This window comes from Sulfitobacter sp. F26204 (assembly GCF_026410305.1).
Taxonomy (GTDB): domain Bacteria; phylum Pseudomonadota; class Alphaproteobacteria; order Rhodobacterales; family Rhodobacteraceae; genus Sulfitobacter.
Map to the genome: position 1 here is coordinate 264,437 of NZ_JAPMLQ010000001.1, position 14,147 is coordinate 278,583.

Genomic DNA, 14,147 nt, shown 5'->3' on the forward strand with positions numbered 1-14,147 from the left:
CGCGTTCCCCTTTGCGCAGGGCCGTGTCTTTATGCGCAACAGGGATCAAACGCAAACCCCTAGCCATCCTTAGACGTTTTCACTAGCCTTCCATCATAATCAATAAGGGAGATACCCATGATACACCTGTCCCGCCTTTTGCTTGGCGTCAGCGCCGCGGCTCTGATGGCCACCGCAGCACTTGCCAAGGACGACATCACCGTCGCAATCCAGCTTGAACCACCGCATCTGGATCCAACTTCCGCTGCCGCCGGTGCAATCGATTCGGTGCTTTATTCCAACGTCTTCGAAGGGCTGACCCGGTTCATGAGCGATGGATCGGTTGTACCCGGCCTGGCGGAAAGCTGGGAGATTTCTGACGACGGGCTGACATATACGTTCAAGCTGCGCAGTGGTGTAATGTTTCACGATGGCACCACAATGGACGCCGAAGACGTCAAATTTACCCTTGATCGCATCGGCGCAGAAGACAGCGCCAACGCTCAGAAAGCGCTATATGCCGCCATTTCCGAAGTAAACGTTCTTGACCCCATGACGGTCGAGGTAAAGCTGTCAGAGCCGAACGGCAACATGATCTTCAATCTCGCATGGGGTGATGCCGTGATCGTCGCACCCGAAAGTATTGAGGACATCAAACAAAAACCCATCGGGACTGGTGCTTTCAAATTTGACAGTTGGACGCAGGGCGACAAGGTCGAATTGTCGCGCAATGATTCCTATTGGGGCACAGCACCGGAACTGGCCAAGGCAACGTTCAAGTTCATTTCCGATCCGACGGCAGCCTTTGCATCAGTAATGGCAGAAGACGTCGATGTTTTTGCCGGTTTCCCCGCACCCGAAAACATTCCGCAGTTCGAAGCAGACCCACGGTTTCAGGTGATTGTCGGTTCAACAGAAGGGGAGACCATCCTCTCGACCAACAACAAGTTACCACCTTTTGACAACGTAAAGGTGCGCGAAGCCATGGCTCATGCCATTGATCGCCAGGCGATCATTGATGGTGCAATGTTTGGATTGGGCACACCGATCGGCACGCATTTCGCGCCGCATAATCCTGCTTATGTCGACCTGACGGCACAATCCAACTACGACCCAGCCAAGGCCAAGGCACTGTTGGCCGAAGCCGGATTTGCCGAAGGATTTGAAACCACGCTGCACCTGCCGCCCCCCTCCTATGCGCGGCGCGGCGGAGAGATCATCGCGGCGCAACTGGCCGAAGTCGGCATCAAGGCCGAGATCACCAATGTCGAATGGGCGCAATGGCTTGAGACCGTGTTCAAGGGCAAGGATTTCGGCCTGACCATCGTTAGCCATACCGAACCGATGGACATCGGGATCTACGCGAACCCCGAGTATTATTTCCAGTATGATAACAAGGCGTTTCAGGATTTGATCGCCAAGTTCAACACCACGGCTGACCCTGATATGCGCAACCAGATGCTGGCGGAGGCACAGAAAATAATCGCGGATGATTATGTGAACGGCTATCTGTTCCAGCTTGCCCTGCCAACCATCGCCAAGGCAGGCGTTCAGGGTCTGTGGGAAAACGCGCCAACGCAGGCGAATGACCTGACAGGGGTGAGTTGGGCCGAGTAGCGCAACTTTTGTTCTTGCGATTGAAGGCCCCTGCATTGCGGGGGCTTTTTGTTCGGGGAATGCCCGCCGAGTGTTCGATGTTTCTGACGCGAAGTCTCTCAATTATTCATATGCGTAACCGCCGAACGCTGAGATTTTGGTTGCGCTGATTGAGCTACCCAACCCTGTGTTGTCTTGGCAGATATGTAACCCCTAGTATCGCTGGCACGGTCAAGGGTGCAATTCTTCAACCTTTTTTGAACTTCCCTTTTATGAATTCGAAAGCAAGGGTTTGTTTGCTCTTGTCTTTGGCACCTGTCGGCCCAATGGATTCGAAATCAACTTGAAAACTGGCTTTGGGATAGGTGCCCTTCCCGCCCGAGATAGCCTTTACCGCACCCAACATCTTGACGGTCGCCGAAAGGTCATAGAGGGACGCGCATTCAATCGGATAGGATTTTACATGTAGATAATCGATGGTCCAGAATAGCTGTTCCTTGCCCGCCTTTGGATCTTTGAAACGCTCAAGCACGCATTGCCAGGTGGCTGACAGGGTGACCCAATGCTCACTGACCATGGTTGGCACGATCAGCTTCAGTTTCTTGTCCTTGTGGGTAATCCGTTTTTCAATGACGCGATTTTCCAAGTCGGCGTCCATGATTTCCTTGTTAGTGACGTAAAACCCAACTTGAATCGCACGTACGACGGGTTTTCCGGGCAGCTTCACGATTGGCATTTTCTTTCTGACCAATGTGGAGTTCGGGGCATATTTAATACTAACCAAAGCAAAGTCCCTTTTTTTTAGCAGAATAATAAATGCGCTTGATTATGCCGCTGATAGGTGACCCAAAATTGATCAAGAATGGCGATTGTTCGTAAACAAGTTTCAGCTAACACTCCCCAAGCACAACGCTGGTTCTTTGATTTTGCCGGAACTTGACCTACCGATCAAGCTTTTCGAAGTTGCCCTATCATATTCTCAGGGTCCGCTCTCGGCTTCATTGTTGTTTTCGGCTTTCGAACGAAAACGATTCCAAGTGGTCAATCGATGTTTACATCCCAACAGGAAAAGCAACGATTTGCTTGATACGTTCAGCAGCACTTGTTGGGTGCAAATGTGTCAACCATGCCGATTCAAAGGGATGTCAACAAAGTCGCTGGACCGACTTCATGGCAACCCCCTATCGCAAAGCGCGCGCACCCCCGCCTTAACCTCATCGCGCACCACGCCCTCACGCGGCGCGTCCTTCAACGTGGTGAACCAATGCTCCGGCGGGTTCTTGCCGCGTCTGTTCCCGTCAAAACGCAAACAGCGCAGCACGGTCTCGGCTGCTTCCGGCAAAACATCCGGCGCATCCAGCCCGTTCAGCGCACCCCACACCTGTGTCCACAAACGCCCCACCGACCACGGATTATAGCCACCGCCGCCCAGAACCAGCAGGCGTGGGGCCATACCCGTCAGCCCGCGCAGCACATCAAGTTGCGCGTTGTTGCTCAGCGCCATGTGCGAGAGCGGGTCTTCTTCCAGCCCGTCCGCACCGCAAAGCAGTACAATTGCATCGGGTCGAAACGCGGCCACCCTGGGCAGGATCAATGTATCTCTGACACAGGCCATTTCGCTGTCGTTGAACCCGCGTGGCACTGGTAAGTTAAAGGCATTTCCGCCTGCGTCATTCTCGATCCCGCCCGTACGCGGCCACAGCCGCGCCTCGTGAACCGAGATCATCAGACAGTCGGGATCGCCACCAAATCCCGCTTCGACACCGTCGGGATGATGCGCGTCTATGTCCACATAGGCGATGCGCCGAACGCCCTGATGGCGCAGGCTGAGCATTGCCAGAACCGGATCATTCAAATAGCAAAACCCGTTGGCGCGATCCGGCATGCCGTGATGCGTTCCGCCTGCGGGATTATAGATCACACCGCCGTCGCGCAGCAATTCACCGGCCAGGATCGACCCGCCGGCGGCAGTTGCAGGGCGGCTGAAAATCTCGGGAAACACGGGGTTTGTCACGCTGCCGATGTCATGCAGGGCGCGGTCCTGTGTGGTGGCGGACTGGCTTGCCTCGATCCGTTGCAATGCGGCGATATACCTTGGCGTGTGCCAGTTCATTAACGCGGCGGGTTTGGCACGCGGAGACATGACAAACTGCGCGGGTGGCAACCAGCCCAGCGCACGAGTCAAATCCATTACCGTTGAAACCCTTGGCACGCGAAGGGGATGCCAGCGGCCATAGGTAGAGTGGCGGAAAATCTCGTGCCCGATGAAACGTGGTCTCTGCATATCGCGAAGGTAACCCAGGCTGACGACTTTGCCAGCCTGCAGGGTGCAATCGCTCTGGACGGCTTTGGTGCTTAGGCATACCTTCACTTCAATGCTGCGCTATACTTTCAAACGTCTGCTGTCTTTGATGATCAGCCTTGCGGTCGCTTCAATCGTGATCTTTATGGTGATCGAGGTCGCACCAGGAGATCCTGCGTCTTTCATGTTGGGGATGAACGCCCAACCCGAAACACTGGCCGCATTGCGCAGTGAACTGGGACTGGATGTGCCCAAGATTGAGCGCTATTTCACTTGGGTAGCTGGCCTGTTGACCGGTGATTTTGGTACATCTTACACCTACCGCACGCCTGTTTCGCAGATGATTGGCGATCGGCTCTGGGTTTCATTGCCGCTGGCGCTTTATGCATTGACGCTCAGCACGCTTTTGGCCTTTCCAGCCGGGATATATGCCGCCAGCCGTCGTGGCCAGGCGGGTGACATCGGAGTGATGGGTGCGACGCAACTGGGGGTCGCAGTGCCGAATTTCTGGTTCGCAATGATTCTGGTGCTGATCTTTTCCATCAATCTACGATGGTTTTCTGCCGGTGGTTTTGTCGGTTGGGACAAGGGGTTTTTCAGTGGCTTGCATGGCCTCACCCTGCCAGCCATCGCCCTTGCCCTGCCTCAGGCCGCAATCCTTGCCCGCGTCATGCGCTCTTCTCTGCTTGACGTTTTGAGCGAGGATTTCATGCGCACCGCGCGTGCCAAAGGACTAACCCAACGCCAAGCACTCTGGCGTCACGGGTTGCGCAATGCGCTTATTCCGGTGCTCACCATCATCGGGCTGCAATTTTCGTTCCTATTGGCGGGGTCGATCATCATCGAACAGGTGTTCTATCTGCCTGGTCTGGGTCGGTTGGTATTTCAGTCCATCTCGGCACGAGATCTGATTGTCGTGGAATCAGTGGTGATGCTGCTGGTCTTTTCTGTGATCCTTGTGAACTTTCTGGTTGATCTGGCCTATGCTGCCGTTGACCCACGGCTCAGGGCACGGTCATGAACGATCCGAAAAGAAAGACCCCGCATGAAACGTAATCTTCTTTTTGGGGTGCTCCTGTCTGCGGTGTTCCTGTTCGCCGCGATCATCAGCTTTGTCTGGACGCCATATGATCACGCCGCCCTCGATATTCCTAACAAGCTGAAATCCCCCTATGCCGCCCATTTGCTTGGCACTGATCACTTTGGAAGGGATTTGTTGAGCATGGTCATGGTGGGCGCGCGTACCTCGATTGCTGTCGCACTTGTCGCTGTAGGCATCGGTATGGGTCTGGGCGTCCCTCTGGGCCTCTGGGCGGCAGCAAGACAGGGAACTTTTCTGGACGAACTGATCATGCGTGGCAATGATCTGGTCTTTGCCTTCCCCAGCATCGTCATCGCAATTCTGATCACAGCGGTTTTCGGTGCCGGTGCGGTTAACGCAATCATCGCAATTGGCATCTTCAACATTCCGGTTTTCGCGCGCATTACCCGTGGTGCCGCCCTGTCGCTGTGGCAGCGCGAATTCATCATGGCAGCCCGGGTCGCAGGCAAAAATGCCGCCCGGATCTCGGTTGAACATATCCTACCCAACGTGACCAACCTGCTCATCGTACAGGGCACCATCCAATTCTCGTTGGGCATTCTTGCGGAAGCGGGGCTCAGCTATGTTGGTCTTGGTGCACAACCCCCGACACCATCATGGGGCCGGATGCTGGCGGATGCGCAAACCCTGGTCAGCATCGCGCCCCACATGGCACTGGTACCCGGTTTCGCAATCATCCTGACCGTCCTGGGATTGAACTTGTTGGGTGACGGCTTGCGCGATCACCTTGATCCCCGGTTACGCGTGGCCCGCACATGAGTCTGCTCCAGATCACCAACCTGAACCTGTCAATTCATGGCTTTGACATCCTGCATGATGTCACACTGTCAATTGAGGCAGGCGAAATTGTTGCTGTCACAGGTGAAAGCGGTTCGGGCAAATCCATGACCGCACTGGCCACGATGCAGCTCTTGCCTAAAGGCGCATCCACCACGGGGCACATCCTGCTCGGTGATAAGGATATGACCGATATGTCCGAGGCAGGCCTTTGCAAGATGCGTGGCAATGAAATGGGTATGGTCTTTCAGGAACCCATGACCGCATTGAACCCTGTACAGACCATCGGCGCACAGGTGGCCGAAACAATCCGCATTCATGACGCAGCAATTAGCCGTGCCGCTGCCGAAGAACAAGCCGCCAAAACTTTGTCGCGGGTCGGATTGCCACAAGACAGATTTCCCCTGTCGCGCTATCCGCATGAACTTTCCGGCGGACAGCGTCAGCGCGTTGTAATCGCCATGGCCATCGCATTGCGCCCGCGCCTGTTGATTGCCGACGAACCAACGACCGCTCTTGATGTCACGACACAGGCGCAAATCCTTGACCTGCTCAAATCGCTTGCCCGTGAAGATGGAATGGGTCTGTTGATGATCACCCATGACCTTGCCGTGGTGGCCGACCTGGCCGACCGCATAATCGTCATGCGCAAGGGCAAGATCGTCGAACAAGGCGCAACACATACCCTACTGCATAATATGCAGCACCCCTATTCCAAGATGCTGTTCGCTGCCGCCGGCCATCAGGTTGCACTCCCCAAGGCACCGCCGCCCGCGCCGCTGCTGGAAGTAAAAAACCTCGTTCGTGATTACCGGCTTTCGCGCAAGACGCTATTTGGCCCCGCGGGTACATTTCGCGCCATCGATGATGTTTCCTTTGCCCTGCAACGCGGTGAGCGTCTTGGACTGGTTGGCGAGAGTGGATGTGGAAAGTCGACCCTGACGAGGGCTTTGCTGGGACTGGAACAGACCCAAGGCGGCAGCATCACCTTGGCGGGAGAACCGGTCTTTACCGGCAATGCGCCCAACCTTTCAGTCCGGCGCAAGATGCAAGTGGTATTTCAGGATCCCTTTGGCAGCTTCAACCCGCGTCACCGTGTCGACAGACTGATCACCGAACCCTTCCATCTCTTGCCCAAGCCACCAACAGGCAAGGATCGCAGCCGCGCCATTGACGAAGCATTGACCGCCGTTGGCCTGACGGCCAAGGATGCGACAAAATACATTCACCAATTTTCCGGTGGCCAGCGTCAACGCATCGCGATTGCCCGTGCATTAATCATTCGCCCTGAACTGATCCTGTTTGATGAAGCGGTAAGCGCACTGGACGTTTCGGTTCGGGCGCAAATCCTTGATCTGCTGGCCGATCTCTGTGGGGCCTATGATTTGACCTATCTTTTTATCTCGCATGATCTGTCCGTTGTGCGCACGGTCACAGACCGGGTGCTGGTCATGAAATCCGGAAAGATCGTCGAACAGGGCGTGACGCAGGACGTGTTTGAAAACCCGCAACATACCTATACTCAAACCCTCATCGCGGCTGCGCCTGTGCTGCCGGATATCGGAGCAACCGCATGACATCACCGGTTAACCTCTCTGGGAAACTTGGCCAGATTACAAAACATTGGGACCCCCATGTCGTTGCAGATTACAATGAGAACGACGTAATGGTGGTCAAGTTTCAGGGTGCTTTCCCATTTCATCTGCACGCCAACACCGATGATTTCTTTCTGGTGCTCAAAGGCGAAATGGTGATGGATTTTCAAGATGAATCCCACACAGTAAAGGCCGGGGAAATGATCGTTGTGCCCCAGGGGGTCACCCATCGTCCAAGGGCAGAAAACGAATGCGAGGTACCTTTGATCGAGCCAAAAGGAGAGCCTAATACAGGTGATCCCGCTACCGCCGCAGCAAAGCCAAGCCTATGAAACCCGGACCAAAGAACCTGATCACAGATATTTCTGGCCTGCTGGTTGGCAATTCACAAAACGATGCCTTGAAATCCGGTACAACGGTCGTCATTGCGCAGAAACCGTTTACCGCATCAGTGCAGGTAATGGGCGGTGCACCCGGTACCCGCGAAACCGACCTTTTGGCACCTGATAAAGCCGTCGCCTCGGTGGATGCATTGGTGCTGTCTGGCGGGTCGGCTTTCGGTCTGGATGCCTGTTCCGGTGTGGTTGACGGCTTGCGGGCTGCGGGCCGCGGTTTCCGTGTCGGTGGTGCAACCGTTCCCTTGGTGCCTGGTGCGATCCTGTTTGACCTCCTGAACGGTGGTGAAAAGGATTGGGTGGTAAATCCTTATAGATCCCTGGGACGGCTGGCACTGGAAAATGCTTCAGACGACTTTGCCCTCGGCACAGTCGGTGCTGGCACCGGTGCCATGACAGCTATGTTGAAAGGTGGCCTGGGCTCTGCTTCGCTTGTCCTGCCAGACGGCAGCACGGTCGGCGCGCTGGTTGCTGCCAATCCGGTCGGCGCGGTGACAACACCGGGAGACAAATTTTTCTTTGCTGCACCATTCGAAATAAATGCAGAGTTTGGCGGCAGGGGCGTTGACCCCGCTTCGGGTCTCGGCATGACGCTGGACAGCCGCAAGACCGCTGCAATGTCGCTGCGCGAAAACACAACAATTGCGATTGTCGCCACAGATGCGACCCTGACCAAGGCCGAATGCCAGCGTGTCGCCGTCGCCGCCCATGACGGTATCGGTCGTGCGATTGTACCTGCGCATACTCCAATGGATGGCGATCTTGTCTTCGCGCTTAGCACCGATGCGCGACCGGCTGGAAATGTAACATTGATCGGCCATGCCGCCTCACTATGTCTCGCGCGCGCCATCGCTCGCGCAGTGTATGAAGCAAGCCCGGAACCCAATGATCTGCTACCCTGTTGGAGTACAATGAATGCCTGATCTGAAGCTGGATGATGTCACCCTGCACTATGAAATCGACGGCACTGGTCCGCCTTTGCTTTTGCTGGCCGGGATGCTCAGCGACAGTGCAACCTGGGCGGCGTTTTTACCACTGATCAAGGACTGTTTTACTGTCATTCGACCGGACAACCGAACCACCGGGCGGACAACGCCCTGGAACGCACCCGCTGATTGCAGCTTGATGGCACAGGATGCCCTGACCTTGATGAATCATTTGGGGTTTCAGAAATTTCATGTAGGTGGCCATTCGTTAGGCGGGTTGCTTTCGCTGGAAATATCCCACCTTGCTCCGGCGCAGGTCGCAACCGTGACTGTGCTTGCCTCCGGGCGTGTACGTTCGCCCCGAACCGCCGGTGTTTTCGACGCATTATTAGCGGTCCGCCGGGCACCGGAGGGAGAGGAAATATGGCTGCGCGCGCTCTATCCCTGGATCTTTGGAAACAAGTTTTTTGAGGATCCCGCGCATATCGAAACCGCTTTAGAGGCCGCACGCGCCTATCCATTCGCCCAGACCACTGATGCGATGGCGCATCAGGTCGCAGCATTTCGGGCGTTTCGTCCCAAAGCCAAACCCGAGCAGGTCAGTTGCCCCACACTGGTATTATATGCGGGTCAGGACCTGATGATCCCTCCCGAAATGGCTGGCCCGAGTTTTGCGGCCATCCCGAATCTGACGGAAGCCACCATTGACCATTCGGGACATTCGATTGTCTGGGATGCACCACAAGAGGTTGCCACGCACTTGTTGGCATTTCTAGGCGCAAACCCGATCTGACGCTCGCTGATCCTCCGCTCAGGCGCGTGGGCCGATTTTGACTTCAAGATCGCCGATCCCTTCAACACCTCCAGTGATGACATCACCCGCCACTACCGAACCGACACCAGCAGGTGTGCCGGTCATCACCAGATCACCTGCTTCTAATGTCATGGCATGCGACAATGTCGAAATATGTTCGCGAACCGACCAAATCAGGTCACTGATGTCGGCATCCTGACGTAGTTCACCATTCACGGCGAGCCAGATACGTCCGCGTTCCACGCTAGGTACCTCGGCAATCCGTTTGATCGGGCCAATCGGCGCGGAATCGTCAAACGCCTTGCCCCAATCCCAAGGTCGGCCCAGCTGTTTTGCTTCGCTCTGCAAATCACGGCGCGTCATATCAAGGCCAACGGCCGCACCCCAGACATGCTGCATCACATCCGCTTCGGCGATTTCAGACCCGCCCTTGCCGATAGCGATCACCAGTTCGATTTCGTGGTGCAAATCATTTGTCAGCTTCGGATAGGCGATGGCGCAGGGTGTATCGATTGCGGCATCCGCAGGTTTGGTAAAAAAGAACGGAGCCTCGCGCGTCGGATCCTTGCCCATTTCACGTGCATGCGCCTCGTAGTTGCGGCCGACACAGAAGATCCGGCGGATAGGGAAACGATCATCACTGCCCTGAACCGCCAGGCTGGCCTGTTTTGGCGCATCGAATACAAACATCTCATTACTCCTCTTTGGCGGTGTTATTTCAGTTGGACATCTTTTGCGCCAGATCTGACAGAATCGGGCAATCAGGCCGGTCATCACCCGCACAGGACTGCACAAGGTTGCTCAGCGTATGGCGCATTGTCGTCAACTCATCCAGCTTTTGATCAATCTCGTTCAGATGCCGCTGTGCCAATGCTTTGACGTCCGCGCTGGCACGGTCCTTGTCCTCGTAAAGCGCAAGCAGGCTGCGGCAACTTTCCACCGGAAATCCGAGAGAGCGCGCACGGGCGAGAAAGGCCAGTTTGTGCAGGTCAGAATTGGAAAATACCCGGTATCCATTCGCTTCTCGGGCCGGATGGACAAGACCGACCTCTTCGTAATATCGAATGGTTTTCGCGGGGATCCCGGTGGCCAAACTGACTGACTTGATGTTCATGGCGCTATACCCACACGGCGCAACCGAAGCGCGTTGCCCAATACGAAAACGGAAGAAAAGGCCATCGCTCCCGCCGCAAGGCCGGGTGACAACAGCATACCCAATGCAGGGTAAAGTACACCTGCAGCGACGGGAATCAACGCCGCGTTATACCCAAACGCCCAAAACAGGTTTTGTTTGATATTCCGCAAAGTCTGGCGGGACAGATCGAACGCATGCACGACCCCCATGACATCCCCGCCCATCAGCACGACGTCAGCGGTTTCGATGGCGACATCTGTGCCTGTGCCGATGGCAATACCGACATCCGCCTCGGCCAGAACAGGTGCATCATTGATGCCATCCCCGACAAAAGCGACACTGCCATAGGAGGTACGCAAGGATTTCAGGGCATCGATTTTTCCCTCCGGCATCACCTCTGCAATGACGGTTTCAATACCCAGACCGTCCGCGACCGTCTGTGCAGTTGCCCGCCCGTCGCCGGATATCATCGCCACCCTTAACCCACGGGCTTTGAGCGCCGAAATGGCGGCAGCGCTGGTCGGACGCAGAGGATCAGAAACAGCGAAAACCGCCGCGACCCTGCCATCGATCGACGCGAAAAAGACCGATTTTCCTTTGGCCGAATGCTCCTCTGCAACGGTTAAAAAGGAGTTTTCAGCCGAACCGTACTGCTGCATCATTGACCTGTTGCCGACTGCGATACGCTGTCCGTCGATGATACCGGTGATACCCTGCCCGGAAATCACTTCCAGCGAGGTGACCTCCGGCAAATCCAAACCCCTGTCACGTGCAGCTTGCAGGATCGCTTGTGCAATCGGGTGTTCCGATCGCGCCTCAACGGCGGCGACCTGTGCAAGAAAGTGGTCTTCAGTAGCCGGATCCACGCTTTCGATGTCAGTCAGCATCGGTTTTCCCATCGTAAGCGTACCTGTCTTGTCCAGGGCAATAACCTTGACATCGCACATGGTTTGCAATGCATCCCCCTGTCGAAACAGAACACCAAGTTCCGCTGCGCGGCCGCTGCCAACCATGATGGACGTCGGCGTTGCCAGACCCATCGCACAGGGACAGGCGATGATCAGTACAGATACCCCCGACACCAAAGCATAGGACAGGGCCGGATCAGGGCCAAAGATCAGCCAGGTCACAACAGTGAGTATGGCAATTCCCATCACAGCTGGAACAAACCAGAGCGTTACGCGATCAACCAGGGCCTGAATAGGTAAACGCGCGCTTTGCGCCTGCTGGACCATCGCGATGATCTGGGACAGGGTCGTGTCGTGACCGACCCGCAGCACCTCACAGACCAAACTGCCGTGACCGTTCACAGTGCCCCCGGTAAGTGTGTCACCTGTGACCTTGGCGACCTGCATCGGCTCACCGGTCAGCATGCTTTCGTCGACAAAGCTATTGCCGTCGATCACGCTTGCGTCAGTTGGCACACGTTCACCCGGTTTCAGCATGAATTTGTCACCGACCCGCAAGTCGTTCACCGACACCTCGTTCCAATCATCACCTTGGGCGACCAGCGCCGTGCGGGGTTGAAGGCCGATCAGACTTTGAATTGCGGCTCCGGTTTGTCCCTTTGCCCGCGCCTCGAACCAGCGGCCCAAAAGGATCAATGTGACGATGACAGCAGCCGCTTCGAAATAAACAGCACGGGTGCCCTCAGGCAAAACACCCGGTGCAAGGAGCGCCACAGTCGAAAAGGCCCAGGCAGAGCCCGCACCCAGTGCCACAAGACTGTTCATGTTGGGAGAACGATGCCAAAGCGCAGGCAATCCCTTGGTAAAAAACTGCCGCCCCGGCCCGAACAATACAGCGGTGGTCAGTACAAACTGGATCACCCAACTGGCCTGATGTCCAATGGTCCGTCCAATCAGATGATGCCACGCAGGCAGCAGATGTCCCCCCATTTCCAACAGAAAAACCGGAAGCGTCAAGGCGGCAGAAATCCACATCATGCGTCGGTGATGGTCTGCTTCTTCCTGTTTTTCAGCTGCGCGGTCCTGCGGCTGAACCTCGTCTGCAATTGTCGCAGGAAAACCTGTTTGCATAGCAATCTCGGCCAGTGCCTGTGGTGTCGTCAAACCCGGAATAAACTGGAGCGTCGCGCTTTCATCCGCCAGATTAACATGTGCCGACACAACACCGGGAACGTCATTGAATGCATTTTGCAACCGCCCCACACAGGAAGCACAAGACAACCCGCTGATGCGAAATCGCAGATCTTGGGACCGTGCCGGATAGCCGGCGGCATCCAATGCTTGCATAGGTTTCGTGACAGGCTGATCAATTTCGATCGAAAACCGCGCGGTTTCATCCGCCAAATTCACAGCGACATCCTGCACGCCAGAAACACCTTCAAGTGCACGGGCAACGCGCGCAGCACATCCCCCGCATGTCATATTCTGGATCGATACCAGCACTGATTTTTGCATTTCCTAAACCCTTTTGTGCGCCCGATGGGGTCTACATAGGGGTTCTAGTTACTGGAAGGTCAAGGGGCTGAAATCAGGAATTCGAAACCAATCTCAAATGGGCCTCACCCCGGACCAATTGTGCAGAATAGGTTGCAGCATCGATGTTGGCCCCGCAAACGACGACGCCCACGCGTTTGCCCTGTAACCGTCTGGCGAGAGGCCCCAGAACGCCGGCAATCGCTGCTCCGGCGGCGGGTTCCACGGCCAACTTCGCCTCTTGTTGAAGAACCACCATTCCGGCGCAGATTTCATCGTCGCTGACCGTGACGATCGCATCAACATAGGCCGCGCACATCATGTAGCCCAGCGGCAATGCCATCGGGGGACCAAGACTGTCAGCAATAGTATCAACATTTTCCAACGTAACCGGTGCACCCAGCATCAGCGAGCGAGACATTGCGTCAGCGCCTTGCGGCTCTACTCCGTAAACCTGACAGCCGGGATTGATAAGTTTGGTCGCTGCTGCGACACCGCTGATCAAACCGCCACCGCCGACGGATACCACAACCGCATCCAGATCGGGCACGCGTCCCATCAGCTCAAGACCTACGCCGGCCGTGCCCAGTATCGTATCAATGCCGTCAAAAGGGTGGATGAACGTGCGCGCTTCCTCGGTCGCCAGCCGTTCTGCCTCGGCAAAGGTAGCGGCACCTGGGTCACGCAGGATCACTTCGCTCCCTTCATTCCGGGCACGTTGAACCCGAAACGGATTGGCATTGTTCTGCATCACCACCTTGGCAGAAAGCCCGCAAACCCGCGCAGCCCAGGCCGCGGCTATTGCGTGATTTCCCGCACTCGCCGCAGTGATCCCTGCAGCCCGCGTATCTTTTGGGATAGCACGGGCATTGGACAAGGCACCACGCGCCTTGAACGTGCCGGTATGCTGAAAACACTCAAGCTTGAGCACAACAGAACCACCTCCCAGGAGATCACGCACCTCTGGCGATTCAAGGGCCACTACCGGAGTTTGCCTGATTTGGGCACGCAATTCGCCATGTCGCGCTTCGATGGCATTTAGCGTGATTTGGTCGACATCGTCTGACGCCATTGTCCGAATTCCT

13 protein-coding genes are annotated in these 14,147 nt (G+C 55.9%); 7 read left to right on the forward strand and 6 right to left on the reverse strand.

What is annotated here, in order from left to right:
* Positions 1-117 precede the first annotated feature (117 nt).
* The gene (locus OS190_RS01245; RefSeq protein WP_267156841.1) at positions 118-1,596 is read left to right on the forward strand and encodes an ABC transporter substrate-binding protein; all 1,479 of its coding nucleotides are present in this window, start codon (positions 118-120) and stop codon (positions 1,594-1,596) included.
* A 226-nt stretch (positions 1,597-1,822) separates the two neighbouring features.
* Here OS190_RS01245 and OS190_RS01250 read toward each other — a convergent pair whose 3' ends face one another.
* Positions 1,823-2,359, reverse strand: a complete 537-nt coding sequence (locus OS190_RS01250) for a hypothetical protein (RefSeq protein ID WP_267156842.1) — start codon at positions 2,357-2,359, stop codon at positions 1,823-1,825.
* Between the two features lie 384 nt (positions 2,360-2,743).
* Positions 2,744-3,859 (reverse strand): acetoin utilization protein AcuC, encoded by a 1,116-nt coding sequence (locus tag OS190_RS01255; RefSeq protein ID WP_267156843.1) that lies wholly within the window; start codon positions 3,857-3,859, stop codon positions 2,744-2,746.
* A gap of 91 nt (positions 3,860-3,950) precedes the next feature.
* Here OS190_RS01255 and OS190_RS01260 point away from each other — a divergent pair, with 91 nt between their 5' ends.
* The 6 genes from OS190_RS01260 to OS190_RS01285 are packed head-to-tail and all read left to right on the forward strand — an operon-like array spanning position 3,951 to position 9,465.
* A complete protein-coding gene (locus tag OS190_RS01260; protein WP_267157328.1) occupies positions 3,951-4,898 on the forward strand; it encodes an ABC transporter permease in 948 nt (315 codons plus the stop codon).
* Positions 4,899-4,922: 24 nt separating this feature from the next.
* Entirely contained in the window at positions 4,923-5,738 is an 816-nt protein-coding gene (locus OS190_RS01265; RefSeq protein WP_267156844.1) for an ABC transporter permease, read from the forward strand.
* The gene (locus OS190_RS01270) at positions 5,735-7,333 is read left to right on the forward strand and encodes an ABC transporter ATP-binding protein (protein WP_267156845.1); all 1,599 of its coding nucleotides are present in this window, start codon (positions 5,735-5,737) and stop codon (positions 7,331-7,333) included. The genes OS190_RS01265 and OS190_RS01270 overlap by 4 nt, the downstream gene beginning before the upstream one ends.
* Complete coding sequence (locus OS190_RS01275; RefSeq protein ID WP_267156846.1) at positions 7,330-7,683, forward strand: cupin domain-containing protein; 354 nt, start codon at positions 7,330-7,332, stop codon at positions 7,681-7,683. Before OS190_RS01270 ends, OS190_RS01275 begins: the two co-directional genes overlap by 4 nt.
* Positions 7,680-8,669 carry a P1 family peptidase gene (locus OS190_RS01280; protein WP_267156847.1) on the forward strand — a complete coding sequence of 330 codons (990 nt, stop codon included), beginning with the start codon at positions 7,680-7,682 and terminating at the stop codon, positions 8,667-8,669. Before OS190_RS01275 ends, OS190_RS01280 begins: the two co-directional genes overlap by 4 nt.
* A complete protein-coding gene (locus OS190_RS01285; RefSeq protein ID WP_267156848.1) occupies positions 8,662-9,465 on the forward strand; it encodes an alpha/beta fold hydrolase in 804 nt (267 codons plus the stop codon). The genes OS190_RS01280 and OS190_RS01285 overlap by 8 nt, the downstream gene beginning before the upstream one ends.
* Before the next feature lie 18 nt (positions 9,466-9,483).
* Here OS190_RS01285 and OS190_RS01290 read toward each other — a convergent pair whose 3' ends face one another.
* From OS190_RS01290 to OS190_RS01305, 4 genes are all read right to left on the reverse strand, one after another.
* Positions 9,484-10,176 (reverse strand): fumarylacetoacetate hydrolase family protein, encoded by a 693-nt coding sequence (locus OS190_RS01290; RefSeq protein WP_267156849.1) that lies wholly within the window; start codon positions 10,174-10,176, stop codon positions 9,484-9,486.
* Between the two features lie 28 nt (positions 10,177-10,204).
* Positions 10,205-10,600, reverse strand: a complete 396-nt coding sequence (gene cueR / locus OS190_RS01295; RefSeq protein ID WP_267156850.1) for a Cu(I)-responsive transcriptional regulator — start codon at positions 10,598-10,600, stop codon at positions 10,205-10,207.
* Positions 10,597-13,044: a heavy metal translocating P-type ATPase gene (locus OS190_RS01300; RefSeq protein ID WP_267156851.1), complete on the reverse strand. Its 2,448-nt coding sequence runs from the start codon at positions 13,042-13,044 to the stop codon at positions 10,597-10,599. The genes cueR and OS190_RS01300 overlap by 4 nt, the downstream gene beginning before the upstream one ends.
* Positions 13,045-13,117: 73 nt before the next feature.
* Complete coding sequence (locus tag OS190_RS01305) at positions 13,118-14,134, reverse strand: pyridoxal-phosphate dependent enzyme (protein ID WP_267156852.1); 1,017 nt, start codon at positions 14,132-14,134, stop codon at positions 13,118-13,120.
* Between the last annotated feature and the right edge of the window lie 13 nt (positions 14,135-14,147).

Coding starts and splice junctions, on each gene's coding strand:
- OS190_RS01245 (WP_267156841.1), top strand. CDS start 118: ATGATACACCTGTCCCGCCTTTTGCTTGGCGTCAGCGCCGCGGCTCTG.
- OS190_RS01255 (WP_267156843.1), bottom strand. CDS start 3,859: ATGCAGAGACCACGTTTCATCGGGCACGAGATTTTCCGCCACTCTACC.
- OS190_RS01260 (WP_267157328.1), top strand. CDS start 3,951: ATGCTGCGCTATACTTTCAAACGTCTGCTGTCTTTGATGATCAGCCTT.
- OS190_RS01265 (WP_267156844.1), top strand. CDS start 4,923: ATGAAACGTAATCTTCTTTTTGGGGTGCTCCTGTCTGCGGTGTTCCTG.
- OS190_RS01270 (WP_267156845.1), top strand. CDS start 5,735: ATGAGTCTGCTCCAGATCACCAACCTGAACCTGTCAATTCATGGCTTT.
- OS190_RS01275 (WP_267156846.1), top strand. CDS start 7,330: ATGACATCACCGGTTAACCTCTCTGGGAAACTTGGCCAGATTACAAAA.
- OS190_RS01280 (WP_267156847.1), top strand. CDS start 7,680: ATGAAACCCGGACCAAAGAACCTGATCACAGATATTTCTGGCCTGCTG.
- OS190_RS01285 (WP_267156848.1), top strand. CDS start 8,662: ATGCCTGATCTGAAGCTGGATGATGTCACCCTGCACTATGAAATCGAC.
- OS190_RS01290 (WP_267156849.1), bottom strand. CDS start 10,176: ATGTTTGTATTCGATGCGCCAAAACAGGCCAGCCTGGCGGTTCAGGGC.
- cueR (WP_267156850.1), bottom strand. CDS start 10,600: ATGAACATCAAGTCAGTCAGTTTGGCCACCGGGATCCCCGCGAAAACC.
- OS190_RS01300 (WP_267156851.1), bottom strand. CDS start 13,044: ATGCAAAAATCAGTGCTGGTATCGATCCAGAATATGACATGCGGGGGA.
- OS190_RS01305 (WP_267156852.1), bottom strand. CDS start 14,134: ATGGCGTCAGACGATGTCGACCAAATCACGCTAAATGCCATCGAAGCG.